This window comes from Paraclostridium bifermentans (genome assembly GCF_964259345.1).
Lineage (GTDB): Bacteria > Bacillota > Clostridia > Peptostreptococcales > Peptostreptococcaceae > Paraclostridium > Paraclostridium bifermentans_B.
In genome coordinates, this window is the sequence record NZ_CAXVJR010000006.1 from 90,683 (window position 1) to 117,621 (window position 26,939).

General features: G+C 30.1%; 26 protein-coding genes and 1 pseudogene. 24 read left to right on the forward strand and 3 right to left on the reverse strand.

All coding sequences use genetic code 11. The features are described from left to right. Window positions 1-138 precede the first annotated feature (138 nt). Window positions 139-1,005 carry a YncE family protein gene (locus ACEXNK_RS12835; RefSeq protein WP_373598944.1) on the forward strand — a complete coding sequence of 289 codons (867 nt, stop codon included), beginning with the start codon at window positions 139-141 and terminating at the stop codon, window positions 1,003-1,005. 1 nt (window position 1,006) lies between these two features. Here the strand turns inward: ACEXNK_RS12835 and ACEXNK_RS12840 are convergent, their stop codons facing one another. The 3 genes from ACEXNK_RS12840 to ACEXNK_RS12850 all read right to left on the reverse strand — a co-directional run bounded on the left by ACEXNK_RS12840 (window position 1,007) and on the right by ACEXNK_RS12850 (window position 2,189). Further along, complete coding sequence (locus ACEXNK_RS12840) at window positions 1,007-1,543, reverse strand: DUF4364 family protein (protein WP_373598945.1); 537 nt, start codon at window positions 1,541-1,543, stop codon at window positions 1,007-1,009. 178 nt (window positions 1,544-1,721) lie between these two features. After that, entirely contained in the window at window positions 1,722-1,919 is a 198-nt protein-coding gene (locus ACEXNK_RS12845; RefSeq protein WP_373598946.1) for a small, acid-soluble spore protein, alpha/beta type, read from the reverse strand. A 105-nt stretch (window positions 1,920-2,024) separates the two neighbouring features. Further along, complete coding sequence (locus tag ACEXNK_RS12850) at window positions 2,025-2,189, reverse strand: hypothetical protein (RefSeq protein WP_373598947.1); 165 nt, start codon at window positions 2,187-2,189, stop codon at window positions 2,025-2,027. 125 nt (window positions 2,190-2,314) lie between these two features. On the opposite strand from ACEXNK_RS12850, the gene ACEXNK_RS12855 reads away from it, so the two are divergent. The 23 genes and pseudogenes from ACEXNK_RS12855 to ACEXNK_RS12965 all read left to right on the forward strand — a co-directional run bounded on the left by ACEXNK_RS12855 (window position 2,315) and on the right by ACEXNK_RS12965 (window position 26,910). Then, complete coding sequence (locus ACEXNK_RS12855; protein WP_373598948.1) at window positions 2,315-3,070, forward strand: polysaccharide deacetylase family protein; 756 nt, start codon at window positions 2,315-2,317, stop codon at window positions 3,068-3,070. A gap of 156 nt (window positions 3,071-3,226) precedes the next feature. Continuing rightward, window positions 3,227-4,993 carry a sigma-54 dependent transcriptional regulator PrdR gene (prdR, locus tag ACEXNK_RS12860; RefSeq protein ID WP_373598949.1) on the forward strand — a complete coding sequence of 589 codons (1,767 nt, stop codon included), beginning with the start codon at window positions 3,227-3,229 and terminating at the stop codon, window positions 4,991-4,993. Window positions 4,994-5,340: 347 nt separating this feature from the next. Next, window positions 5,341-6,627, forward strand: coding sequence for a proline reductase-associated electron transfer protein PrdC (prdC, locus tag ACEXNK_RS12865; protein ID WP_373598950.1), 1,287 nt, complete (start codon window positions 5,341-5,343; stop codon window positions 6,625-6,627). A gap of 19 nt (window positions 6,628-6,646) precedes the next feature. After that, complete coding sequence (gene prdA / locus ACEXNK_RS12870; protein WP_373598951.1) at window positions 6,647-8,521, forward strand: D-proline reductase (dithiol) proprotein PrdA; 1,875 nt, start codon at window positions 6,647-6,649, stop codon at window positions 8,519-8,521. Window positions 8,522-8,557: 36 nt separating this feature from the next. Then, entirely contained in the window at window positions 8,558-8,830 is a 273-nt protein-coding gene (locus tag ACEXNK_RS12875; RefSeq protein ID WP_055340599.1) for a CBO2463/CBO2479 domain-containing protein, read from the forward strand. A 16-nt stretch (window positions 8,831-8,846) separates the two neighbouring features. Beyond that, window positions 8,847-9,572, forward strand: coding sequence for a D-proline reductase (dithiol) protein PrdB (gene prdB, locus ACEXNK_RS12880; RefSeq protein ID WP_373598952.1), 726 nt, complete (start codon window positions 8,847-8,849; stop codon window positions 9,570-9,572). Between the two features lie 59 nt (window positions 9,573-9,631). Beyond that, window positions 9,632-10,870, forward strand: a pseudogene (gene prdD / locus ACEXNK_RS12885) (proline reductase cluster protein PrdD). Between the two features lie 36 nt (window positions 10,871-10,906). Beyond that, window positions 10,907-11,914 carry a proline racemase gene (locus ACEXNK_RS12890; protein WP_373598953.1) on the forward strand — a complete coding sequence of 336 codons (1,008 nt, stop codon included), beginning with the start codon at window positions 10,907-10,909 and terminating at the stop codon, window positions 11,912-11,914. Window positions 11,915-12,026: 112 nt separating this feature from the next. Further along, window positions 12,027-12,899: a sulfite exporter TauE/SafE family protein gene (locus ACEXNK_RS12895; protein WP_373598954.1), complete on the forward strand. Its 873-nt coding sequence runs from the start codon at window positions 12,027-12,029 to the stop codon at window positions 12,897-12,899. Window positions 12,900-13,092: 193 nt separating this feature from the next. Beyond that, entirely contained in the window at window positions 13,093-13,728 is a 636-nt protein-coding gene (locus ACEXNK_RS12900; RefSeq protein WP_373598955.1) for a single-stranded DNA-binding protein, read from the forward strand. A 147-nt stretch (window positions 13,729-13,875) separates the two neighbouring features. Then, entirely contained in the window at window positions 13,876-14,439 is a 564-nt protein-coding gene (locus ACEXNK_RS12905) for a class I SAM-dependent methyltransferase (protein WP_373598956.1), read from the forward strand. 43 nt (window positions 14,440-14,482) lie between these two features. Next, complete coding sequence (locus ACEXNK_RS12910; RefSeq protein ID WP_373598957.1) at window positions 14,483-14,632, forward strand: hypothetical protein; 150 nt, start codon at window positions 14,483-14,485, stop codon at window positions 14,630-14,632. Then, window positions 14,616-16,400 carry a sigma 54-interacting transcriptional regulator gene (locus ACEXNK_RS12915; RefSeq protein WP_373598958.1) on the forward strand — a complete coding sequence of 595 codons (1,785 nt, stop codon included), beginning with the start codon at window positions 14,616-14,618 and terminating at the stop codon, window positions 16,398-16,400. The genes ACEXNK_RS12910 and ACEXNK_RS12915 overlap by 17 nt, the downstream gene beginning before the upstream one ends. A 178-nt stretch (window positions 16,401-16,578) precedes the next feature. Beyond that, window positions 16,579-17,883, forward strand: coding sequence for an L-cysteine desulfidase family protein (locus tag ACEXNK_RS12920; RefSeq protein WP_373598959.1), 1,305 nt, complete (start codon window positions 16,579-16,581; stop codon window positions 17,881-17,883). 76 nt (window positions 17,884-17,959) lie between these two features. Continuing rightward, complete coding sequence (hpt, locus tag ACEXNK_RS12925; RefSeq protein WP_373598960.1) at window positions 17,960-18,499, forward strand: hypoxanthine phosphoribosyltransferase; 540 nt, start codon at window positions 17,960-17,962, stop codon at window positions 18,497-18,499. A gap of 156 nt (window positions 18,500-18,655) precedes the next feature. Continuing rightward, window positions 18,656-19,774: an N-acetyldiaminopimelate deacetylase gene (locus ACEXNK_RS12930; RefSeq protein ID WP_373598961.1), complete on the forward strand. Its 1,119-nt coding sequence runs from the start codon at window positions 18,656-18,658 to the stop codon at window positions 19,772-19,774. A gap of 72 nt (window positions 19,775-19,846) precedes the next feature. Continuing rightward, a complete protein-coding gene (locus tag ACEXNK_RS12935) occupies window positions 19,847-20,107 on the forward strand; it encodes a small, acid-soluble spore protein, alpha/beta type (RefSeq protein WP_373598962.1) in 261 nt (86 codons plus the stop codon). After that, window positions 20,094-20,840, forward strand: a complete 747-nt coding sequence (locus tag ACEXNK_RS12940; protein WP_373598963.1) for a class I SAM-dependent DNA methyltransferase — start codon at window positions 20,094-20,096, stop codon at window positions 20,838-20,840. The genes ACEXNK_RS12935 and ACEXNK_RS12940 overlap by 14 nt, the downstream gene beginning before the upstream one ends. 33 nt (window positions 20,841-20,873) lie before the next feature. Further along, window positions 20,874-21,755: an Hsp33 family molecular chaperone HslO gene (gene hslO, locus ACEXNK_RS12945; RefSeq protein ID WP_373598964.1), complete on the forward strand. Its 882-nt coding sequence runs from the start codon at window positions 20,874-20,876 to the stop codon at window positions 21,753-21,755. A 147-nt stretch (window positions 21,756-21,902) separates the two neighbouring features. After that, window positions 21,903-23,240, forward strand: a complete 1,338-nt coding sequence (rpoN, locus tag ACEXNK_RS12950; RefSeq protein WP_373598965.1) for an RNA polymerase factor sigma-54 — start codon at window positions 21,903-21,905, stop codon at window positions 23,238-23,240. A gap of 144 nt (window positions 23,241-23,384) precedes the next feature. Next, window positions 23,385-24,407 carry a sugar-binding transcriptional regulator gene (locus tag ACEXNK_RS12955; protein WP_373598966.1) on the forward strand — a complete coding sequence of 341 codons (1,023 nt, stop codon included), beginning with the start codon at window positions 23,385-23,387 and terminating at the stop codon, window positions 24,405-24,407. Window positions 24,408-24,466: 59 nt separating this feature from the next. Next, entirely contained in the window at window positions 24,467-25,474 is a 1,008-nt protein-coding gene (gene gap, locus ACEXNK_RS12960) for a type I glyceraldehyde-3-phosphate dehydrogenase (RefSeq protein ID WP_373598967.1), read from the forward strand. 236 nt (window positions 25,475-25,710) lie between these two features. Beyond that, on the forward strand, window positions 25,711-26,910 hold the full coding sequence (locus tag ACEXNK_RS12965) for a phosphoglycerate kinase (protein WP_373598968.1): 1,200 nt from the start codon (window positions 25,711-25,713) through the stop codon (window positions 26,908-26,910). The last annotated feature ends 29 nt before the right edge of the window (window positions 26,911-26,939 follow it).

Here is a 26,939-nt window from a genome sequence, read left to right on the forward strand (position 1 = left end):
TACTATAACCTCCCAAAATATACTAAGTAAATAATATCAAATAATATCGATGTATTTCAAGCATAAAAAACAGTAATAAGACAAGTATTCGAATAAATATACTATGTTAGTATACTTATTAAGTGAGGAGGTTTTATTTTGAAGTTATATACATCTAACTATTTATCACAGAGTATAAGTGTTATAGATCATGAAGCGCTCAGTTTGGAAAAAGAGATAAAACTTGGAGCTGATATATATCCTCATCATTTTTATATAGAAAAAGAGAAGGATATTATGTACATACCGAGTTCCTTTGATGGAATATTATATGTATTGGATATGAAATCTGAAAAGATAATAGACTCTGTGTCTATTGGAGGGAATCTCAGTCAAGTAATGCTTTGTAGAAATGAATTATTTATATCGAATGAAGATTCTAATAGTATATATGTGGTAAATAAAAATACTTTGGAGCCTATAGGTGTAATTAGTGTAGATAATATGCCACATGGTTTTTCTTTAGATGAAAAAACAGATAGACTATATGTTCCTTGTATAGATTCCTTAATATGTATAAACACATTTAATAAACAAATAGAGCAAAAAATTCAGATGGATTTTAAAGCTTGGCATGTGAAAGTAGATAACTATAAAGGATTGATATATACATCTACATTAGATGGAAAAATGGTAGTGTTAGATAAGTATAACTTAAAAATAGTAAAAATTATAGAAAACTTATTAATACCTATTGAAATATGTATTGATTTAAAAAATGAAAAAATATATATAGCAGATTTGGGATATAAGGATATAAAAATTTTAGATTATAATAATTATAGGAATATAGGATGTATAAAAATGAATGGAAATCCTCAGGGATTAGCTTTATCTGAAGATGGTAGATATTTGTTTGTAACTGATACTTTTAATAATAGTGTTAAAGTGTACGAAACGGGTGCGAATAAATATATAAATGAAATTAAGGTAGGAAAAGAGCCTACTACTATAGTATTTGCGTAGGCTAATTTTTGTTTGTAATAAGTAAATCTATTACTTCTGCATACATATAAGATGCATTCTTTTTCCAATTATCACATATTAATTTTGCTTGCTTCTCGGAAGAAACATTTAGATTTAAATCTATTAAGTTAGATTGATTTTCTATAACTCTTAGATTTACTATATATTCATTATCACTTTGCTTAACAAAACTTGATTTTACTTGAGTATCTGCTAGTAAGTTTTCTTTATTTAATCGTATATATTCATCTAGTTTTTCCGTAATTTGAGTAGGTATTCTAGATAAAAAGTATTCTAGAGTTTCAATACCCTTTTGTGTTAGAGTATAATACTCCTTATTTGAATCTTCATATATTTTTATGAATTTAGCATCCATAAGTTGTGATAGAAATTGTTGTAATGAAAAATAATTCATAATTTCTGTCTCAAGTATAACCTGAGTAATTTGAGAATTAGTTAAATCCATATTTGTCTTTTCTAACACATATAAAATTAATAATTTATGGTAAGCTAATTCTTCAGATGAGTTTTCAAACATAATATCATCCTCCGTATAATGTTTCTATATAATTATATTAAACTAAAACATATAAAAATAAAAGTAGAATTTGATATTTACATAAATACATTTATATAATTAAAATATGTAGTTACATAAAAAGGCTACCTTTAATAGGTAGCCTTTCTCAAAAGATGATAGGTGTACAATTTACTATCTACTTACCAGACATTTGTCTTTCTGCCATTTCAACTAGTTTCTTAGTCATGTATCCACCTACATATCCATTTTGTCTAGCAGTTAAGTTACCTTTATCTACTGAATCGTAGTTAGATAATCCTAACTCATTAGCGATCTCTAGCTTCATTTGATTTAATGCTGCTTTTGCTTCAGGAACGGCTTTCTTAGTTGACATAGTAAACTTCCTCCTTAAACTATTAGATGTCTAACAACAATTTATATCTTGTTGTTGATATTAATTTAACCCGAATGAAAAATTATATTCATATTTTATAATTTTTTATTTGAATTTTTTATTAATCTTAATTTTTTTATCTTTTCTAATACCTTCTTGAATACCATGAGCCTCTCTTAAATAATGAGTACTATTTAAGTTTACACTTCTAGGAGAGTTATCTTCTACTTTACCTTTTAATACGCCAAACTCATTTCTTAAATTATTCAAAATAAACACCACCTTTTAAATAGATTACAATTAAGTTTCCCAATTAATAAATTTAATTTAATAGTAATTTTTTGAAAAAAATAAAAATAAACTTGTACTAGAGTACTTAGTAATGGGGGGATTATATGAAAAAAGAAAATAGAATCAAATCTTTGGTATGCAGCATTTTATTTTTTACACTGACATTAACTGTAGTGTTTGGTGTTGTTTATAGCGCGAAGTATATAGGTACGAATATGAACTCTAAAAATATGCCTATTAATAAAGTTGAAAATAATAATAATAAACTAGCGTTGACCTTTGATATATCGTGGGGGGATTCTAATATATATGAAATATTAGATTTATTAGATAAACATAAGGTAAAAGCATCATTCTTTTTAGTTGGAAATTGGGTAGATGAAAATAAAGAAATAGTAGAAGAAATACATAAAAGAGGTCATGATATAGGAAGTCATTCTAATACACATGCAAATATGACACAAATAAGTGATGAGGACTTGAAAAAAGAGTTAAGTATTGCTTCAGATAAAATAGAAGCAATAACAGGAGAAAGACCAACTATGTATAGACCTCCATTTGGGGATTTTGATAATGATAGTTTGAAAATATGTGAAGAACTTGGATATACTACAGTTAAATGGGATATAGACTCTTTTGACTGGAAAGAAATTGGAACTAATCATGTTGTAGATAGAGTTTTAAAAAGTGTTGATTCGGGATCTATAGTATTATTTCATGGAGATGTAAAAAATAATAAACAATATTTAGATATAATAATAAGAGAATTAAAAAAAGAACATGATATAGTGCCTTTATCAAAGCTTTTATATAATGAAGGATATGAAATCGACTCTAATGGAATTCAAAGAAAAAAATAAAGTTACTATAATTAAATAAAAAATAAAAAAGAGTATTTTAGTAGAAAGAAGCTATAATGCTCTTTTTATATGTTTAAAATTAAATATATAGATTACAGAAAAGAACTATATAGTATAATATATTTTAATAATAAAGTAGTACGTGGGAGGTTGTTAATGTTTTCTGTACCAGAGACCAAGATAGTAAAAGAAGTAATGAGTAAAAAATTTATATTAGTGGATGAAAATATTACTCTAGGAGAAGCTATAGACTTAATCGTCAATCAAAATGAAAGAGAAATTATGGTTGATAATGGAAAGTGCGGAATTAAAGGATTAGTTTCTTTAACAGATATATGTCATTTATCTATAAAACGCAAAGATTATAAAAATGAATTAGTAAAAAATATAATGACAACAGATTTAATATCTGTAAATAAAGAAGCTAAAATAGATGAGTGTAGGAATATAATGATGAAAAATAATATAGGAGTACTTCCTGTATTAGAAAATGAAAAGATTATAGGGGTTGTGAATCAAAAACATATAAGAGATTTTTTATATATGGAGTTAGAAGATTATGGGATAACAATTAAGCATATTGTAGGAGAAATAAAAGAAGGTATATGTGCAATAAATACAGATGGAAAAGTAGTGCTTTGGAATAAATTTATGGAAAATAGATATGGAATAAAATCGGAATATATAGTAGGTCAAAATATAGAAAAATATTTAAAAGGAACTGTATCTTCTAAAGTTTTAAAAACGAAAACCAGAGAAAGTGGAATATATAAGAATCAAGAAAATGATGTTTATGGTCTTGTAGATGCAAATCCTATATTTATAAATTCAGAATTTGTAGGTGTAGTTTGTACAGAAGTAGATATAACAGAAGCTAAAAAACTATCTCACAAGCTAGATAAGGCTAATGATAGATTGAAATATTTAGAAGATGAAGTGAAAATATTATCTAAAGGTAGTTTTGATAATATTTTAGGAAGAAGTTATAAGTTAGAAAGAGCTAAAGAGGTAGCTAAAAGAGTATCTAAAACAACTAGCAGTATATTTATATTTGGAGAAAGTGGTACAGGTAAAGAGGTTTTTGCAAGAGCTATACATGATTACAGTGAGAGAAAAGGACCATTTATACCAGTGAACTGTAGTGCTATACCATCAGAATTATTTGAAAGTGAGTTTTTCGGATATGAATCAGGAGCATTTACAGGTGCGAACAAAAAAGGGAAGATGGGTATATTTGAACTAGCAAAAGGTGGAACTGTGTTTTTAGATGAAATAGCAGATTTACCTTTAAGTATGCAGGCTAAACTTCTTAGAGTATTACAAGAAAGAGAAGTTAGGAGAATTGGTGGAGAAAAAACAATAAAGATAGATACAAGAATAATATCTGCTACAAATAAAAATTTACAAGACTTAGTAGCACAAGATAAATTTAGAGAAGATTTATACTACAGGCTAAATGTAGTAGAAATAGATTTACCTCCTTTAAGAGAAAGAAAAGAAGATATATTATTATTAGTAGATAAATTTATAAAAGAAATATGTAAGCAAAATGGAAAAGAAACTTTAAATATAAGTAAAGAAGCTATTGATATACTTCAAAGATATACATGGAAAGGTAATATAAGAGAATTAAAAAATACTATTGAAAACATAGTTGTACTATCTAGAGGTAATAATATAGAAATAGATGATATACCTGTTCATATTATTGAATCAAGCAAAAAGAATAATTTATTAACTGAAGAATATCCATTAGATTTAAATAAAGCTATAAGTAAATTAGAAATAAATACTATAAGTAAAGCTTTAGATATGGCTAAAGGAAATAAAGCTAAAGCTGCTAAAATACTTAATATACCAAGGACAACGCTATACTATAAGATAGATCAGTATAATATAGAAGTGTCTAAAAATAGACAGTAGACTGAAAACTGACACTATGTACCTAGGATTGAAAAACTAGGTACATAGTGGGATGTGATAAAAATAACTAAATTTATATTATAAAAATGACGGAAATATGTCGGTAATTCGACAAAGAAAAAGGGAAAACGTAATTTAATAGTGATTTTTGTTGGCAAATAGTATAAAATATATAGTAAGTGGCAAAAAAACATGTGAAAAAAATGTCGAAAAATGATAATTTCACGATTAAATAAAAAAATATGCATAAAAAAATAACTGAATTAAATATTTGGCACGCTAATTGCTAATAATAAAACAGTGTTAAATAAAATACTGTTAAATAAAATAGTCAGGGGGTGAAATCCATGATGCTTAAGATAGAATTAAGACAACATGTAGGTGCTCCGTGTAACCCAATAGTTGAGGTTGGTAGTGAAGTTAAAAAAGGACAACTTATAGCTGAGCCTCAAGGATTAGGTGCAAATATACATTCGAGTGTTTACGGTAAAGTAGTTGAGATAACAGAAACTTCTATAATAATAGAAGCTGATGAAAATCAACCAGAGGAATATGTAAAGATAAAAGATACTGAAAACAACTTAGAAGCTATAAAAGAGGCTGGTATAGTTGGTGCAGGAGGAGCAGGTTTCCCTACACACATAAAGCTTAATGTAGATCTTACAGGAGGTTGTATCATAGCAAATGCTGCAGAGTGTGAACCAGTACTTGGGCACAATGTAGAGTTAATGGAAAATAATCCAGAAATAATAATAAAAGGATTAAAGTACATGCTTGATATAACTAAAGCTGATAAAGCTTATATTGCGGTAAAACCAAAATATAAGAAAGCTATAATGGCATTAGGAAAAGCTTGTAAAAATGAACCAAATATAGAGATAAAATATTTACCAGATATGTATCCAGCTGGAGATGAAAGAGTAATAATAAGAGAATTATTAGGAGTAACTCTTGTTCCAGGACAACTTCCAATAGAAGCTAAAACTGTAGTTTCTAACGTTGAAACAATAAAACGTATAGTAGAAGCTATAGAAGACAGAAAACCTTTTATAACTAAGGATATAACTGTTGGAGGAAGAGTAGTAGGTGCAGAAAATCATGGAAAGGTATTTATGGATGTTCCAATAGGAATGCCAATAATAACTTATATAGAAAAATGTGGTGGATTCATAAAACCTTTTGGAGAAATAGTTTTAGGAGGTCCTTTCACTGGTAGACACGGTGAAGAGGAAAGCCCTGTCACAAAAACTCTTGGAGGAATATTAGTGTCAATGCCACTTCCACAAGAAAGCAAAAAGCTAGGAATAATAGCTTGCGAATGTGGAGCACAAGAAGACAGATTAAAGCAAATCGCATCTATGATGGGTGCTGAAGTTGTAGCAGAAGAAAAATGTAAGAGAATGACTGAGGTAAATGGTAGATTTAGATGTGATTTACCAGGTATATGCCCAGGTCAAGCTGAAAAAGTACTTAAGTTAAAGAGTCAAGGAGCTGAAGCTGTATTAATCGGTAACTGCGAGGACTGAACAAACACAGTTATGCAAGTGGCACCTAGGTTAGGATTGCCTGTATACCATAGTACAGATCATGTATTAAGAGCTTCTGGACATAGATTATATAGAAGAAAAAAATAATGCTAGGAGGTATTAGAAAATGTCAATAACTGTAGAAACAGCTAAAGCTCATGCTAAAGATCCAGCGGTATGCTGCTGTAGATTTGAAGCAGGAACTGTACTAGAACCATCAAACTTAGAAGATCCAGCAATATTTGCTGACTTAGAGGATTCAGGATTATTAACAATATCAGAAGATTGTTTAACAATAGAACAAGTTTTAGGAGCTAAATTATTAAAAACTCTTGATGCTTTAACACCAATAACTGCAGATTGTGTAGAAGGTGTAGTAGTAGCTGAAGAAGCTAAGGAAGAAGAAGAAGTAGTTGAAGAAGTTAAAGAAGTAGCAGCAGTTGCTCCTGTAGCACCAGTTGCTCCAGTAAATGGACAAACTATAAAAATACATATAGGTGAAGGTAGAGATATAAACTTAGAAATACCTTTAACTGTAGCTCAAGGAATGGGTGTAGCACCAGTTGCTCCTGTAGCTCAAGAAACTGTTGAAGCTGTAGAAGTTAAAGCTGAGCCAGCTCAAGAAGCTAAAGCTATAAGAAGCTTAACTAAAAAGCACTTCAAAATAGAAAACGTAGTTTTCGCTGAAGAAACTAAAATAGAAGGAACTACATTATACTTAAGAAAGCCTGAAGAGTTAACTAAGGAAGCTGCAGCATCAGAAGAATTAGTAGTTGATATGAAACTTGAAATAATAACTCCAGCTGAGTACAACAAGTACAGTGAAACTATAATGGACGTTCAACCTATAGCTGCTAAAGAAGAAGGAGAAATAGGTGAAGGTGTAACTAGAGTAATAGACGGAGTTATCATGATGGTAACTGGTACAGATGAAAACGGAGTTCAAATAGGTGAATTCGGTTCTTCAGAAGGTGTATTAGAAACTAACATAATGTGGGGAAGACCAGGTGCTCCTGACAAAGGTGATATATTCATCAAAACTCAAGTAACAGTTAAAGAAGGAACTAACATGGAAAGACCAGGACCTTTAGCTGCTCACTGTGCATCTGATTATATAACTCAAGAAATAAGAGAAGCTTTAAAGAAAGCTGACGAGTCTTTAGTAGTTGATACTGAAGAATTAACTCAATACAGAAGACCTGGTAAGAAAAAGGTTGTTGTAGTTAAAGAAATAATGGGACAAGGGGCAATGCATGATAACTTAATATTACCTGTAGAGCCAGTTGGAACATTAGGAGCTAAACCAAACGTTGACTTAGGAAACGTTCCAGTTGTATTATCTCCACTTGAAGTATTAGATGGTGGTATACATGCATTAACTTGTATAGGACCTGCATCTAAAGAGAACTCTAGACACTACTGGAGAGAGCCATTAGTAATAGAAGCTATGCATGATGAAGAAATAGACTTAGTAGGTGTTATATTTGTAGGATCTCCTCAAGTAAACGCTGAGAAATTCTATGTATCTAAGAGATTAGGTATGATGATAGAAGCTATGGGGGTTGATGGTGCAATAGTAACTACTGAAGGATTCGGAAACAACCATATAGACTTCGCTTCTCACATAGAGCAAATAGGTAAGAGAGATGTAGCTGTAGTAGGTGTAAGTTTCTCTGCTGTACAAGGGGCTCTAGTTGTTGGTAATGAGTACATGAAGTACATGATAGACAACAACAAGTCTAAGCAAGGTATAGAAAATGAAGTATTATCAAATAATACATTATGCCCAGAAGATGCTACTAGATCTTTAGCAATGTTAAAGACAGTAATGGGTGGAGAAGAAGTTAAAGCTGCTGAAAGAAAATGGAATGCTAACGTTAAATTAAATAACGTTGAGTTAATAGAAAAAGAAACTGGTAATAAAATAGAGCTTGTAGAAAATGAGCAAACATTACCAATGAGTGAAAAAAGAAAAAATATATACGAAAAAGACGCTAAATAATAAAGACATTTAGAGATAATGGAAGGATGAAAGAGTATGGATAGATTAAAATATATATCAACTGAAAGAATGTATGAGGGAGTAATAGTAGAGATAACTGACGGTGGAGTAACTATAGACTTAAAAGGAAGACTAGGTCAATTTAAAATACCGAAAAGAATGCTTATAACTGACTATGAACTTAAGCTTGGTCTTGAGGTTGGATTTATGCTAAGCTATCCAGAAGTATTAAGTCCAGAGCCTAATCAAAAGTATGTCGATATAATTGAAAGAAATAAAAAAATAAACCAAGAAGATTTAGATAAATAGAAGGGAGAGGAAAAATATGAGCCTTACAACAATAAAAGGACTTCAATCTGAAATATTCGTTCCGATAACACCTCCTCCAGTTTGGACTCCTGTAACTAAAGAATTAAAGGATATGACTATAGCTTTAGCTACAGCAGCAGGTGTACACTTAAAATCTGACAAGAGATTTAACTTAGCAGGTGACTTTACATTTAGAGAAATACCTGACACAGCTACTACTGATGAGATGATGGTATCTCACGGTGGATATGATAACGCTGACGTTAACAAGGACATAAACTGTATGTTCCCTATAGATAGATTACATGAATTAGCTAAAGCTGGATTCATAAAATCTGTAGCTCCAGTTCACATAGGATTCATGGGTGGTGGAGGAGACCAAACTAAGTTCACTGAAGAAACTGGTCCTGAAATCGCTAGAAGATTAAAAGATGAGGGAGTAGACGGTGTAGTTCTAACAGCTGGCTGAGGTACTTGCCATAGAACTGCCGTGATCGTGCAGAGAGCAATAGAAGAAGCTGGTATACCAACTATAATAATATCAGCACTTCCTCCAGTAGTTAGACAAAACGGAACTCCAAGAGCAGTTGCTCCATTAGTTCCAATGGGTGCTAACGCTGGTGAACCAAACAACGTAGAAATGCAAACAAATATATTAAGAGATACATTAGAGCAATTAATAAAAATACCTTCAGCTGGTAAGATAGTACAATTACCATATGAGTATGTAGCTCAAGTATAATAAGATAACATAGCCCTTCTCTAGAAATAGAGAGGGGCTTATAAAAAGGTGATATAAATATGGAAGAGAAAATACTTAGACGTTTAGTAATTAAGCCATTTCATATAAATAATGTTGAATTCAATGAAAAAGTCTCAATAGAAAAAGGTACACTATCCATAAACAATGATTATGCAAATGAAATCATGAAATCAGAAAAATTAATAACAGATATAAAAATAGATATAATTAAACCAGGTGATTATAATAGAGAAATTAATACTATTATGGACATAATACCTATATCTACCAAAGTATTAGGAAGATTAGGTGAAGGTATAACTCATACACTAACAGGAGTATATGTTATGCTTACTGGGGTAGATGAAGATGGTAGACAAATGCATGAATTTGGATCATCTGAAGGAATACTAGCAGAACAAATGGTATTTGGAAGATTTGGTACTCCATCAACTACAGATTATATAATACATATAGATGTTACAGTTAAAGGTGGTCTACCTTATGAAAGAAAACTTCCTATGGCAGCTTTTAGAGCTTGTGACAAATACATACAAAGTATAAGAAACATCTTAAAACAAGAAGATGGAAGAAATGCTACAGAAGTTCGTGAATATTTTGACAAAATAAGACCTAATTCTAAAAAAGTTGTCATAGTAAAACAAATTGCAGGACAAGGTGCAATGTATGATAATCAGCTATTTTCTCAAGAACCTAGTGGTTTAGAGGGAGGTACATCTATCATAGATATGGGAAATGTACCAATGATAATATCACCTAATGAGTATAGAGACGGTGCCTTGAGAGCGATGACTTAATGAGGTGAAAATATGGGAATAGGACCATCAACTAAAGAAACGTCATTACATCACTTTAGAGATCCACTTTTAGATATTGTTAGTAATGACAAAGATATAGATCTTTTAGGAATAGTAGTAGTAGGAACACCACAAGATAATAAAGAAAAAGAATTTGTTGGACAAAGAACAGCAGCATGGCTAGAAGCCATGAGAGCTGATGGTGTTATAGTATCATGTGATGGGTGGGGAAACTCTCACGTAGATTATGCTAATACTATCGAAGAAATTGGAAAAAGAGATATCCCGGTAGTTGGACTTACATTTAATGGAACACAAGCTAAATTTGTTGTTACCAATAGATATATGGATACAATAGTAGATTTTAATAAATCAGATAAGGGGATAGAAACTGAAGTTGTCGGCGAAAATACAGTAAATGAACTAGATGCTAAAAAATCTTTAGCTTTACTGAAACTAAAAATGAGAAACAAGAAATAATAAGAATACAATAATAAAAATATAGGGGGCTGTACAATGAAATTTTCAAGAAGTATACACGCAATAGATTCTCATACAATGGGAGAACCAACAAGAATAGTAACAGGTGGAATTCCTAATATAAAAGGTAATACTATGGCTGAGAAAAAAGCTTACTTAGAAGAAAACTTAGACTACGTAAGAACAGCTATAATGTTAGAGCCAAGAGGACATAATGATATGTTCGGATCTATAATAACTCAACCCTGTAATGAAGAAGCTGACTTTGGAATAATCTTCATGGATGGTGGAGGATACCTAAATATGTGTGGACATGGTTCAATAGGAGCTATAACAGCTGCTATAGAAACAGGTATGGTAGAAATGAAATCTCCTATAACACATGTAGTTATGGATACTCCAGCTGGAATAGTAAAAGCAGAAGCTAAAGTTGAAAATGATAGAGTTAAAGAAGTTTCTATAGTAAACGTACCAGCATTTTTATACAAAAGAGATGTTCAAATAGAAATGCCTGAAATAGGAACTGTAACTTTTGACATATCTTTCGGAGGAAGTTTCTTCGCTATAGTTAAAGCTAGTGAGTTAGGATTAAAAGTGGAGCCAAAGAACGCTCAAAAACTAACTGAAATAGGTTTAAAGATGAGAGATATAATAAACGAAACTATAGAAATACAACATCCAGAATTAGCTCATATAAAAACAGTAGATTTAGTTGAAATATATGACGAGCCAACTCATCCAGAAGCTAACTACAAAAACGTAGTTATATTTGGACAAGGACAAGTGGATAGATCTCCATGTGGAACAGGAACAAGTGCTAAACTTGCTACTTTACACGCTAAAGGAGAGTTAAAAGAAGGTGAACTATTCGTATATGAGAGTATATTAGGAACTCTATTCAAAGGTAGAATAGTAGGTCTTGATAAAGTAGCTGATTACGATGCTATAATACCAGAAATAACAGGAGCTGCATATATAACAGGATTTAACCACTTTGTTATAGATGAAGAAGATCCAGTTAAGCACGGATTCATATTAAAGTAGTAATACACTAAGGATTAACTTATAATAAATATGATTAGATACCCAATGGGTATTTAATCATATTTCTATGTAAGACACTTTTTATCAAAATCAATTAGGAGGAATTAATAGGATGTTAAACGTAGTAAGAATACTATTAGCAGCTTTTGTGTCAATATTTGGATTTAACTTTTTAAAAGATTTATCAAAAGCTAAAGCGAGTAACAAGTTTGAAGATGTACCAACTTGGAAGCCATTTTTAACAGGTTTTGTAACAGACTTCTTTGATACATTAGGGATAGGTTCATTTGCGCCAACTGTAGCAATGATGAATGCATTAAAAATAAATATACCTGATAAATTAATACCAGGAACATTAAATGTATGTCATACAATACCAGTTGTTGTTGAAGCATTTATATTTACAACAGTTATAGATGTAGATTCAGTAACTTTAATAAGTTTATTAGGCGCAGCAGTTGTAGGATCTTATATAGGTGCAGGAATAATATCTAAAATGGATGAAAGAAAAATACAAATAGTTATGGGATTTGCATTAGCAGCAACAGCATTATTAATGCTATTATCTGCAGTTGGATTATTCCCTGCAGGAGGAGATGCAACCGGATTAACTGGAACAAAACTTATAATAGGAATAGTTGGTAACTTTATATTTGGAGCTTTAATGACTGCTGGAGTGGGATTATACTCTCCTTGTATGGCTATGGTTTACTTCTTAGGAATGTCTCCTGATGTAGCATTCCCTATAATGATGGGATCTTGTGCTTTATTAATGCCAACAGCAAGCGTTAAGTTCATAAAAGAAGAAACATATGCTAAGAAAACTTCTTTCTGGATAACAATAGGTGGAGTTATAGGGGTAATTATAGCTGCTAACTTTGTTAGTTCAATGCCTATGGATATATTAAGATGGGTTGTTATAGTAGTTATAGCATATACTTCAGTAACAATGTTAAAAAAGGCATTTACTGCTCGTAAAGCATAAAAGTGACAATTTGATAAAATGAAAAGTGTACCGTATTTTAAGATACGGTATATTTTTTATTTTTTGCCATATTAGAATCAAAATTAATCAGTTTAGTTTTATTAAAGGTGTAATAAAAGTAAACATGTATAAATATATTTATTATATAGATTCAAGATAAAATATGGTAATTAACAATTGTGGGGGTAAAGATATGATAAAAGTAAAGGAAGATACTAACATAGTAAATTTAAGAGGAGAACTTGAAGAGGAATTGACATTTAGCCATGAAATATTTGGTGAAAAATTTTATAGTACAAAAATAAAAATACATAGACTAAGTGATACATATGATACATTACCAATAACTATATCTGAAAGGTTATTACAAGAAGTTAATATAAAAGAAAATAATTTAGTTGATGTAGCAGGTCAATTAAGATCATATAACAAAAATATAGATAATAGAAATAAATTAGTATTAACAGTTTTTGCAAGAGAAATAAATGTTGTAAATGAAGAGACTAAAGATCCTAATAGCATATTTTTAGATGGATATATATGTAAGGATCCTATATATAGAAAAACTCCTTTAGGAAGAGAAATAACAGATTTATTGGTAGCGATAAATAGACCATATAACAAATCTGATTACATACCATCTATAGTTTGGGGAAGAAATGCTAAATTTGCTAAAAGTTTAAAGGTTGGAGATAGAATCCAAATGTGGGGAAGGGTTCAAAGTAGAGAATATGAGAAAAAATTAGACAATGGGGATGTACAAAAAAGAGTGGCTTATGAGGTGTCTATATCAAAGATAAAACGATTAGATGAGAATAATATAAACTAACTGAAATTTAAAAATTTTGCAGGAAAACCCTACTAAAAAAATATTTCAAAAATAGTTTAAAATGGTTATTGAATAGTTGCTTAGGATTTATTATAATCTATTCTATGATGTAAAAATCAGAAAATAAATTGATTGAGGGGGAGCACTGTGAAAAGCGTAGTACAATGGAATTATGAATCTAAATATTTTGCAGAGGATACCGAAGAAGATATATTAAGTATCATGAGGTATGAGATAGGAGAAAAAGTTCTTATAGTTGGAAATATAGGTACCCTAGGTAAGAGATTAAGGATGCTTGGTGTCCATGTTACTATACTTGAAGATAGTGCATACAATGACATCTGTTACTCACTGGTTCACAATGAAAATTGCAGTATAGTAAAAGGATGTTTAGAACTACTACCTTTTGAAGATAGGTGTTTTGACAAAGTTATTGTATTAAATCAATTTAACTATACAAATAACCAAAGTAAAGCATTAGAAGAAATACGCAGAGTTTTAAAAATAGATGGAGAGATTATATTACAAGAACCTAATTTAAGTAAGCTAAAAATAAAGCTTAAATACTTAAAACATAGGGTATGTGGAGAAAAAATAAAATATCATTATCCACAAGATATTATAGATAGATTAAGACATTCAAATTTCACAGGTATTTTAGAGAATATCAAATGTGACAATTATATTTATATAGGAACGAGAAATGCTTAAAGACTAGGTTATACCTGGTCTTTTGCTTTAGGAGGAATTTTTTATGAAAATACATTATGATATGATAATTATTGCTATGTTATTTGTAATATTAGTATCAATACAGTATACTTTAAATAAAATATACAAAGAGCTTAAAGAAATGAAATTACTAATGTACAAACAAAAACTAAGGGATGGAAGAAATGATTAATTTAAACTTTATAAAAAAAGATATACAAAATATAGCAGAAGCAATTTCATCTGTTTTAGAAATTGATGTAACTATAGTAGATTCGAATTTGATAAGAATAGCTGGGACTGGAACTTACTTTCATAAGATTGGACAACAGCTAAGAGAATATTCAGCGTTTAAATATTCATTAACAACAAAAGAAGAATTAATAATAGAAGATCCTAAAAGCAATAAAATATGTCATGAGTGCCATAGCAATGGAGTTTGTAAGGAGTTTGCAGAAGTATGTTGCCCTATAGTATACGAGGATAAAGCTTATGGGGTAATAGGTCTTATAGCATTTACTAAAGAGCAAGCAGATGTAATTAAATTTAGAAAACAAGACTTAATGAACTTTCTTCATAAAATGGCAGATTTGATATCTAGTAAAATAAAAGCTGAAATAAAAACTTATGAAGTTGATATAGAAAGAAAAAAGCTAGAAACTTTACTTGATAATATGGATAAAGCTGTAGTTTCTTTAGACAGAGATGCTAATATAGATAAATACAACTTAAAATTTAAAGAAATATTTAAAATAAAACAAGATGTAAAAGATATTTTTATAGGAGATGTACTAAGCTTTATAAAAATTAGCAACTTCAGCTGTTTAAATAATGATAAATCTTATAGTTTTATTTATAGATCTAATAATAAAGAATTTAAAGGAATATACAATATAAAGCCTATTCTATTAAATAATGAATTAAAAGGTTATGTATTAGATTTTATAGATAAAATAGATGCTATAAAAAATTATAATAAGATAAGTCATGATCACCAAATATTTTTAGATAATATAATAGGTAATAGTTACAGTATAAATAAAGCTAAGGAAGAAGCTTTAATGGCATCTAAAACTAGTTCTACAGTTTTAATAACTGGAGAAAGTGGTACTGGAAAAGAGTTATTTGCTAGAGCTATACACAATCATAGCAATAGGTCGGGAAATCCTTTTATTGCAATTAACTGTGCTGCCATTCCTGATAACTTACTTGAAAGTGAGTTGTTTGGATATGAGGAAGGTGCATTTACTGGAGCGAAAAAAGGTGGAAGTTTAGGTAAGTTTGAGTTAGCAGATAAGGGGAGTATATTCTTAGATGAAATAGGTGACATGAGTTTACATCTACAAGCTAAACTACTTAGAGTATTGCAAGAAAAGGAAGTAGATAAAATAGGTGCATCTAAAAACATATCAATAGATGTAAGGATAATTGCAGCAACTAATAAAGATTTAGAAGATATGGTTAAAAAAGGTACCTTTAGAGAAGATTTATATTACAGATTAAATGTAATACCTGTAGTGCTTCCTACACTAAGGCAAAGAAAAAATGATATACATCTTCTTATAGAATATATGATAAAAGAATATTCAAATAAGCTAAACAAAAATGTAAATGATATAGATATTCAAGCATTAGAATATTTATGCAATTATAGCTGGCCAGGAAATATAAGAGAACTTCAAAATGTTGTGGAGTACAGTGTTAATAGATGTGAAAGTAATATTATTACTTTAGACAATTTACCTAATAGAGTAAAACATGGACAAGCAAATAATGAAATATCAATAAATAACACAGAAAATATATCTACATTAGAAGAATTAGAGAAAAAAGAAATAATAAAAGCATTAGAAAAATATAAAAGCTATAAAAAAGATAAAGATTTAGCAGCAAAAGCACTTGGTATATCAAGAGCTACACTGTATAGAAAAATAGAACGATATAAAATAGTCTCAAAATGATACTTAATCTCATTTTGAGACTATTTTATTTCTAAATGAGATTGAAATGATGAAAAAATATCTATAAAACTATAAATGTTAGCGATTTCAACACCTTTAAAATTATAAAAAGTTGGCACGGTTTTTGCTTTTAATAAAATACATAAATATTATATGTAAATTCAGGAGGAGAATATAAATGAAAAATATACAAGAAAAATTAGTTAATATATTAAAAGCAGAAGTTAAACCAGCATTAGGTTGTACAGAGCCAGTTGCTGTAGCATTAGCATGTGCTAAAGCAAATGAAACATTAGGGGAAGAAATAACTAAATGTACAATAGGATTAAGCCCAAATGTATATAAAAATGGTATGTGCGTAGGAATACCAGGAACTGAAAGATTAGGATTAAAAATATCTGCTGCAATGGGTCTTATAGGTGGAAAATCAGAAAACGGATTAAGAGTTTTAGAAACATTAACTAAAGAAGATGTTAAAGTTGCAGAAGACTTTATGGATAATAATGATATAAATATATCTCCAATAGATACAGAAGAAAAAGTTTATATACAAGTTGAATTAGAAGGAGCAAACAACAAATCTAAAGTTGTTATAAGAACTAAGCATGACAATATAGTATTCGTTCAAAAAAATGATGATATATTAGTTAACGAAAAGATTGAAGAAGTTGCAACTACAGCTACAGAGGCTAAAGAAAATATATTAGATACTATAAAAATAAAAGAAATAGTAGAAGCTATGGAAACTGTTGATTTTGAAGAAATCAAATTCTTATTAGACGGAATAACTATGAACGAAGAAATAGCTAAGTGTGGATTAAATGAAAAAGTTGGTGTTGGTGTAGGATTCGGTATAAAGAAATCTATAGAGTCAGGATTATTAGGTGATGACTTAATGAACTACACTATGATGATAACTGCAGCTGCATCTGATGCTAGAATGGCAGGAGTTAAATTACCAGTTATGAGTTCTAACGGAAGTGGAAACCACGGAATAACAGCTATACTTCCAATAGTTGCATACAATGATAAATTCCCTCAATCAGAAGAAAAATTAGCTAGATCATTAGCTATATCTCACTTATTAACTGCATACGTTAAAAACTACACAGGAAGATTATCAGCAGTTTGTGGATGTGGTGTTGCAGCAAGTATAGGAGCTACAGCAGGATTAGCTTGGTTAATGGGATGTAATGAAACTCAAATAGAAGGTGCTATAGAAAACATGGTAGCAAACTTAAGTGGTATGATATGTGACGGAGCTAAAGCTGGATGTGCATTAAAGCTTGCATCAGCAGCATCAGCAGCAGTACAAAGTGCTATAATAGCTAAGCAAGATTGTATAGTACCTCCAATGAACGGAATAGTTGGAACTGGAGCAGAGCAAAGTATACAAAACTTAGGTAGAGTTAGTGATAAAGGTATGACTACTACTGATAAGGTTATAATAAGCGTAATGGATGATATGAATAAAGCTAACTAATATATTCTTAAAACCGTTGCAAAATTAAGGAATCTCTTATAAAATGGATATAATATAACATTTCGGAGGTTGTAACATGGATATAGAAACTAAAAAATGGGAAGTATTATGTTCAGAAGAACAAATACAAGAAAGATTAAAAGAGCTAGGGGCACAAATATCTAAAGATTACGAAGGTAAAAAGCTAATGGTAATATCTTTACTTAAAGGAAGTTTTATATTCTGTGCAGACTTAGTAAGACATATAACAGTTCCTGTTAAAATCGGATTTATGACTACTTCAAGCTATGGTCATGGAGAGAACAGTACTGGTCAAGTTAATATGGTAGCAGATATAAGTGATGATATAGAAGGATACGATGTTTTAGTTGTAGACGATATAACAGATACAGCTTTAACTATGAACTTTGTTATGGGCCACTTAAAAACTAAGAATCCTGCAAGTATAAAGTGTTGTGTACTTTTAGATAAGCCAAGTAGAAGAAAGGTAGAATTAGTTCCTAACTACTGTGGATTTGAAATAGAAGATAAATTTGTTGTTGGATACGGATTAAACTACGGAGATTACTATAGAAACGTACCTTACGTATTTAATGTTACTAACGAAGATAGATAATTATAAAAAGGATTGGTTTAAAACCAATCCTTTTTTTGTATATAAATATAGCACTAATAGCAATAGTTTTAAGAAAGTTAAGCATTAATAACAATACTAATGCAATATATATTGGGTATAATTATATTATATAAATTGATATCAAAGGAGTTTTGTATGAGTAATATATGTAATATAAAAGAAAACATGAAAAACAATAGGAAAGAATTACATGTACTAGCTGAAATTGGAAATAAAGAATATAAAACTAGTAATTATATAAAAAATTATTTAAAAAGCATAGGTGTAGAATTTGAAGAAATGTTAGAAACTGCTGTGGTAGGAATTATAAAAGGAAAAAATCCTAAAAAGACTATAGCGTTTAGATCTGATATGGATGCTCTTACTATGGGTGATAAAGCTATGCATTTATGCGGACATGATGGGCATATGAGTGTACTATTAGGATTAGTAACATACTTAAATGAACAAAGAGAAAACTTAATGGATAATATTGTATTTATATTCCAACCTGCAGAAGAAGGACCAGGAGGAGCTAAACCACTAATTGACGCTGGAATAGTAGAAAAATACAATATAGATGAAATATATGGACTTCATATATACCCAGAAATTCCAGAAGGTTATGTAGGAACGAGACCGAATTACTTCTTAGCTCAAGTTGGGGAATTAGATATAGATATAATTGCTAAAAGTGGTCATGGAGCTATGCCTCAAAATGGAATAGATGGAATAGTTTTAGCATCTAGCTTTATAGGAAGTTTACAAACTATAATATCTAGAAATATAAGTCCACTAGAAAATGCAGTGCTTACAATTGGTAAGATGGAAGGTGGAACTAGAAGAAATATAATAGCTGAAAATATAAGAATAGAAGGAACTATAAGAGCTTTTAAACCTGAGGTTTATGAAACTATCAAGAAGAGAATAAGAGAACTAGCTAAAGGCTATGAAGTTGCTTATAACTGCAGTATAAATGTAGAAATAAGAGATGATTATCCAGCTGTTAATAATAATGAAGCTTTATATGAAGAATTTGTAGAAGTTATAGGTAAAGAAAAAGTTATAAAACTAGAGCCTATAATGATATCTGAAGATTTTTCATTTTATCAAAAAGAAATACCAGGGTTATTTTTTATGCTAGGAGCAAGAAATGAAGAAAAAGGATTTACAAATGGACTTCATAGTATAAACTTTAACTTTGATGAAAGTATATTAGGTAATGCCTTAGATGTATATGTGAAACTATTAAAACATAAAAAATCATTAATATAAAATTCAAATCACTCCTTAAATTTGTATAAATTTTACTTATATGACAAAAATACAAATGAAGGAGTGATTTTTATGAACGATAAAAAAATTGATATAAATAAACCAAGAAAGAAAAGTAGTACTAATAAAAAGAAAATATTGACAGATGATGATATAATGAAATATGAGATAGCCTCAGAACTGGGGCTAATGGACAAGGTTTCTGAGCTTGGATGGGGAGGTTTGACTGCTAAAGAAGCAGGGCGTATAGGTGGTATGCTGACTTCTCGCAAAAAGCAAAGGAAAAAAAATGAAAAGGAAAAGGAAGACGAGAAAAAGGATGGATCAATATAAAGATTTTGCATTTGTTTACGATGAACTAATGAATGATGTTGACTATGATAAATGGGTTAAATATATAGAAGATACAATTGAAAATGAAGATGTAAAAGTTAAAAATATACTAGAATTAGCATGTGGAACAGGGAATATAACTATACCACTAGCTAAAAAAGAATACGATATAGCAGGTATTGATATATCAGCAGAAATGCTAGGCGTAGCAAAAGAAAAAGCAGAAAAACAAGGTATAGAATTAGTTTTATTACAACAAGATATAGCCGAGTTAGATTTTGATATAACAGGACTTGACTGTGTATTATGTGCTTGCGATGGATTTAACTATATAACTTATGACGATGATTTACAAAATGTATTTGATACAACATATGAATTATTAAAAGATGATGGATTATTCATGTTTGATATAAGTTCATATTACAAGCTTGCTAATATATTAGGTGGAAATATATATGGGGAGAACAGAGAAGAAGTATCATATTTATGGCAAAACTACTTTGATGATGAAGAGAATTTATTAGAAATGGAATTAGCTTTCTTTATAAAAGGTGAAGATAATAGATATGATAAATTTGAAGAAGTTCATCAACAAAGAGCTTATACAGAAGAAGAAATAATAGAAATGCTAACTGAATCTGGATTTAAAAATGTAAAAGTATATGGAGATTTTACATTTGATAAACCAAAAGAAGATTCAGAGAGAATATTCTTTGTTTGTAAGAAATAAATAGCGTAGTTTAGGATGATTGGAGGAATATATATGAAGGATTATGTTATAAGAGCAACTGCTGGAGATGGTCAAATAAGAGCATTTGTTGCAACAACTAAAGGTATGGTTGAAAAAGCTAGAGAGTTACATCAAACAACTAAAGTAGCAACAGCTGCATTAGGAAGAACTCTTACAGCAACATCTATGATGGGGCTAATGATGAAAAATGATGGAGATAAGCTAACAGTTATAATAAAAGGTAACGGGCCTATAGGTAACGTATTAGCAACATCTAACTCTAAAGGTATAGTAAAAGGATATGTTGATAATCCAAATGTTGTAGTACCAGATTATGAAAATGGAAAATTAAACGTTGCGGCGGCTGTAGGAACAGAAGGTACAGTTAGAGTAACTAAAGACCTTGGATTAAGAGAACCATACAATGGGTCATACCCTATAGTTAGTGGAGAAATAGCACAAGATTTAACTTATTACTTTGCAGTATCAGAACAAACACCATCAGTTGTGGCTTTAGGCGTATTAACTAAGGAAGAAGAAGTTGAATATGCAGGAGGATTTATAATTCAGCTAATGCCAGATGCTGTTGAAGAAAATATTGCAAAACTAGAAGCTAATGTTGCAAAATTAGATTCTATAACTAATATGTTAAAGGCTGGAAATACTCCTGAAGATATACTTAATATAGTACTTGATGGTTTAAACCCTCAAATATTAGATAAATGTGAAGTAGGATTTGAATGTGAATGTTCAAAAGAAAGAGTCGAAGGAGTTTTAATATCTTTAGGAAAGCAACAATTATCTGAAATAATAGAAGAAGATAAACAAGCTGAAATAGGATGCCAATTCTGTAATACTAAATATGTATTCGATGAAGAGCAATTAAACTCTATATTAGATAAAATGAATAGATAATAAAATGTTATAGAAAACCCTTTTGCATAAGTGTTATACCAAGTGGTAGAATATACTAAAGCAAAAGGGTTTTTTTACATAAATAGACATAAATAGACTAGAGAGTTTTTAGGTTATTACGATATATAAAGTGAGGTGAATAAATTTATGAATTTTAATAATAGGCTGGAGTTGGTACAATCTCAAAAACTAGTTATGACTACTCAATTAAAACAATCTTTGACGATACTTAACATGAGTAAAGTAGAACTAGAAGAGGAAATAAGAAAAGAGTCAGAAGAAAATCCACTATTAGATATAGAAAGAAAAGAAGAGATAGACTGGGAAGCTTATATAAATAATATTGATAAAGGGTATAAAGGGGAAATAAATTATAACCCAGATAATGAGTTGAATTTAGAGAATATTATAAAAGAAGAAACTAACTTATATGAATATTTAAATCTACAAATAGGTTTATATAAGCTTAGTGATAAAGAAAGAGAAATTTGCAATTATATAATAGATAGTTTAGATGAAGATGGATATTTAAGAGTAGAAGAAAGATATATGCTGGATGATTTGAATGTAGAAAAAGAAGAATTTGAAAAATCACTGAGTATAATTCAACAATTAGAACCAGTAGGTGTTGGAGCTAGAGATTTAGTAGAGTGTTTAATTATACAAGCTAATAACCAAGGTGTTTATGATGAACAACTAATAAAAATAATAAAAGAAGACTTAGATTTGATTGCATTAAATAAAGTAAAAGAAATTAGTAAAAAGCATAAGATACCTATGCAAATGTGTATAGCATTAGTTAATAAAATAAAGCAACTAGATCCAAAACCAGGAAGATTATGTTGTAATGAGAAAACGGTATACGTACAACCAGATGTTATAGTTGAAAAGATAGATAATGAGCTTATTGTTTATACAAATGAAAAAGACTCATATAATTTAAAAATAAATAACTTCTATAAAGAAGTTCTTAAAAATTCATCATCAGATAGTGAAGCTAAAGATTTTATCAAATCTAAATTAAATTCTGCATCAAACTTAGTAAAAAATATACAAAATAGAAATCATACAATTTTAAGAATTGCAGAAGCTATAGTTTCATGTCAGGATGGATTTTTTAATAAAGGACCACAGTTTATAAAGCCACTAAAATTAAAAGATATTGCTGAAATGATAGAGTGTCATGAATCGACAATTAGTAGAGGTGTTAATGGAAAATATATGCTAACACCATTTGGAGTTTATGAATTTAAATATTTCTTTAGTACTGCTATAGAGACTACAAGCGATGAAATGACTTCAAGTACTAGTATAAAAAAGATTATAAAGGAAACAATAAAGGGTGAAAATAAGAAAAAACCATTAAGTGATGAACAAATATCTAAAATTTTAAAAGAGAGTGGAATTTCAGTAGCTAGAAGGACTGTAGCTAAGTACAGGGAAGAGCTTCAGATACCTTCATCTAGCAAAAGAAAGGAATATTAAATAATAATTTTATAAAAAAATTATAAAAACTATTGAAATTAGGAAGGATTTCCTATAAAATAAAATTAACTTGTGGGACTAAAAATTAAACAAGGGACATTAAAAGTCCCGATACATTGATTAATATTGAAGGAGCAAGTTTTAATGAATGACTTAATTAATATACAAAAAAAGTTAATTCCACAAGTGATAGAACTTATGGAAAGAAGATATTCAATTTTAAGACAAATATCTTTAAGTGAACCAATAGGAAGACGTACCTTATCAAATATGCTAGAAATTAGCGAAAGAATAATAAGATCTGAAACAGAAGTTTTAAAAGAACAAGGCTTAATAAATGTAGCTGTATCAGGAATGACAGTTACAGAAGAAGGAATTGAACTTTTAGAAAACTTAAAAGATATTATGAATGAGGTTATGGGACTTTCACAGCTACAAAATAGAGTTAAAGAAAAGCTAGGAATAAAGAAAGTTATAATAGTTCCCGGTGATTTTGAAAAAAATGAAAGCTTATTAAAAGATGTAGCAAAACAAGGAGCAGGATATTTTTTAAGCATATTAAAAGATAGTAATATTGTTTCAATAACTGGTGGAAGCACTATGTTAGAATTTGCAAATAGTTTAAAAAGCGAAAAGAAATACAATCAAACAACTATTGTTCCTGCAAGGGGCGGAGTTGGAAAAGATGTAGAAACTCAATCAAATAACATTGTAGCAATATTAGGAAAAAAATTAGGAGCACATTACAAATTACTTCATATACCTGATGAGTTAGGTTTAGAGGCGATGAAAACGCTTAGCTCTGAACCAGAGATAAAGAAAACTCTAACTTACATAAGAGAAACCGATGTACTTGTATTTGGAATTGGTAGAGCTGATGAAATGGCTACTAGAAGAAAATTACCAAAAGAACAAGTTGAAGAAATATTATCTAAAGGAGCTGTAGGAGAAGCATTTGGATATTATTTCAATAAAAATGGTGAAATAGTATATGAATTAAACACTGTAGGAATAGACTTAGAAACATTTAAATCTGTGAAAAACAATATAGCAATATTTGCAGGGGCAAGTAAAGCTGAAGCAGTTACTGCAATTTCAAAGATAAATAGTAATATGGTTATTGTTACAGATGAGGAAAGTGCTTACAAGATATTAGAAATTAATTAGTTAATAACTAGCTAAAGCTAGCTAAATATACACACATTTATTTTAGGGAGGCAAATACGATGGTTAAAGTAGCAATAAATGGATTTGGTAGAATAGGTAGATTAGCTCTAAGAAGATTAATGGAGCAAACTGATAAATTTGAGGTAGTAGCAATAAATGACTTAACAGATGCTAAGACATTAGCTCACTTATTCAAATATGATTCAGCTCAAGGAAGATTCAACGGAGAAATAGAAGTTAAAGAAGGAGCTTTCGTAGTTAACGGACAAGAAATAAAAGTAACTGCTGAGAGAAACCCTGCAGACTTACCTTGGAAAGAATTAAACGTTGATATAGTATTAGAGTGTACTGGATTCTTCACTTCTCAAGAAAAAGCTGGTCTTCACTTAGAAGCTGGAGCTAAGAAAGTTGTTATATCAGCACCTGCAACAGGAGACTTAAAGACAGTAGTATTCAACGTTAACCATGATATATTAGATGGAAGCGAAACAGTTATATCAGGGGCTTCTTGTACAACTAACTGTTTAGCACCAATGGCTAAAACTTTAAATGATAAATTCGGATTACAAAAAGGATTCATGACTACTATACATGCATACACTAATGACCAAAATACTTTAGATGGTCCTCATGCTAAAGGAGACTTAAGAAGAGCTAGAGCTGCTGCTGCTAACATAGTTCCTAACACTACAGGAGCTGCAAAAGCTATAGGTTTAGTTATACCAGAATTAAAAGGTAAATTAGACGGAGGAGCTCAAAGAGTTCCAGTAATAACTGGTTCTTTAACTGAATTAGTTTGTACATTAGATAAAAAAGTAACAGTAGAAGAAATAAACGCTGCAATGCAAGCAGCATCAAATGAGTCTTTCGGATACACTGAAGAGCCATTAGTATCTTCAGATATAATAGGAATAGAGTTCGGATCATTATTCGATGCAACTCAAACAAGAGTTATGGAAGTAGACGGACAACAATTAGTTAAAGTTACTTCTTGGTATGACAACGAAATGTCTTACACTTCTCAATTAATAAGAACTTTAGGATACTTCGCAAACTTAGCTAAGTAATCTTTATAAATAAAAAATAAGAAGACTGACAAAAAGTCCGGGTTTGTAGTTTTATACTACGGGCTCCGGACTTTTTTTAACAAAAATGCTGAAAAAAATGACGATATATAGTAAGTTACTACATATTGCTTAAATAAAGTGTGTTTTTAAGTGAAAAAGATACACTTTATTACGGAAAAAGAAAGAAATGTGATATACTAAATAGTGGAAATACTATTTTGAGAGGAGATACGACCATGTCAATGCTTAATAAGAAAACAATAGAAGATATAAATGTGTGTGGTAAGAAAGTTTTAGTAAGATGTGACTTCAACGTACCTTTAAAAGACGGAGTTATAACTGATGAAAATAGATTAAACGGAGCTATGCCTACTATAAAATACTTAGTAGACAATGGAGCAAAAGTTATATTATGTTCTCACTTAGGGAAACCAAAAGGAGAAGCTATAAAAGAGTTATCTTTAGCACCTGTAGCTAAAAGATTATCTGAAATGTTAGGAAAAGAAGTTGTTTTTGCAGCTGACGAAAACGTTGTAGGAGAAAATGCAAAAGCAGCAGTAGCTAAAATGGAAAACGGAGATGTAGTATTACTTGAAAATACTAGATATAGAAAAGAAGAAACTAAAAATGAAGAAAACTTCTCTAAAGAGTTAGCTTCATTAGCTGAAATATTCGTAAATGATGCATTCGGAACTGCACATAGAGCTCATTGTTCAACTGTTGGAGCTGGACAATTCTTAGATGAAAGAGCTTGCGGATACTTAATACAAAAAGAATTAAAGTTCTTAGGAGAAGCTGTTGCTAATCCAGTAAGACCTTTCACTGCTATATTAGGAGGAGCTAAAGTTTCTGATAAGATAGCTGTTATAAACGAGTTATTAGAAAAAGTTGATAACCTAATAATAGGTGGAGGAATGGCTTATACATTCTTAAAAGCTCAAGGGTATGAAATAGGAACTTCTTTAGTAGAAGAAGATAAAGTTGAATACGCTAAAGAAATGATGGAAAAAGCAAAAGCTAAAGGTGTTAAATTATTATTACCTATAGACAATGCTGTTGCTGATAAATTTGCAGATGTAGAACCAGTTATAACTGAAGATGCAAACATACCAGCAGGTCATATGGGACTAGATATAGGACCTAAGACAATAGAAGAATACGTAAATACTGTAAAAGCTTCTAAAACAATAGTATGGAATGGACCAATGGGAGTATTTGAATTTAAAAACTTCGCAAACGGTACACTAGCTGTTGCTAAAGCTATGGCAGCTTTAGAAGATGCTACTACAGTAATAGGTGGAGGAGACTCTGCTGCAGCTGTTAACCAATTAGGATTTGGAGACAAGATGACTCACGTTTCAACTGGTGGGGGAGCATCTTTAGAATTCTTAGAAGGTAAAGAATTACCAGGTATAGTAGCATTAGACAATAAATAATCGAAACTTATAATTACCAATAATTTAAA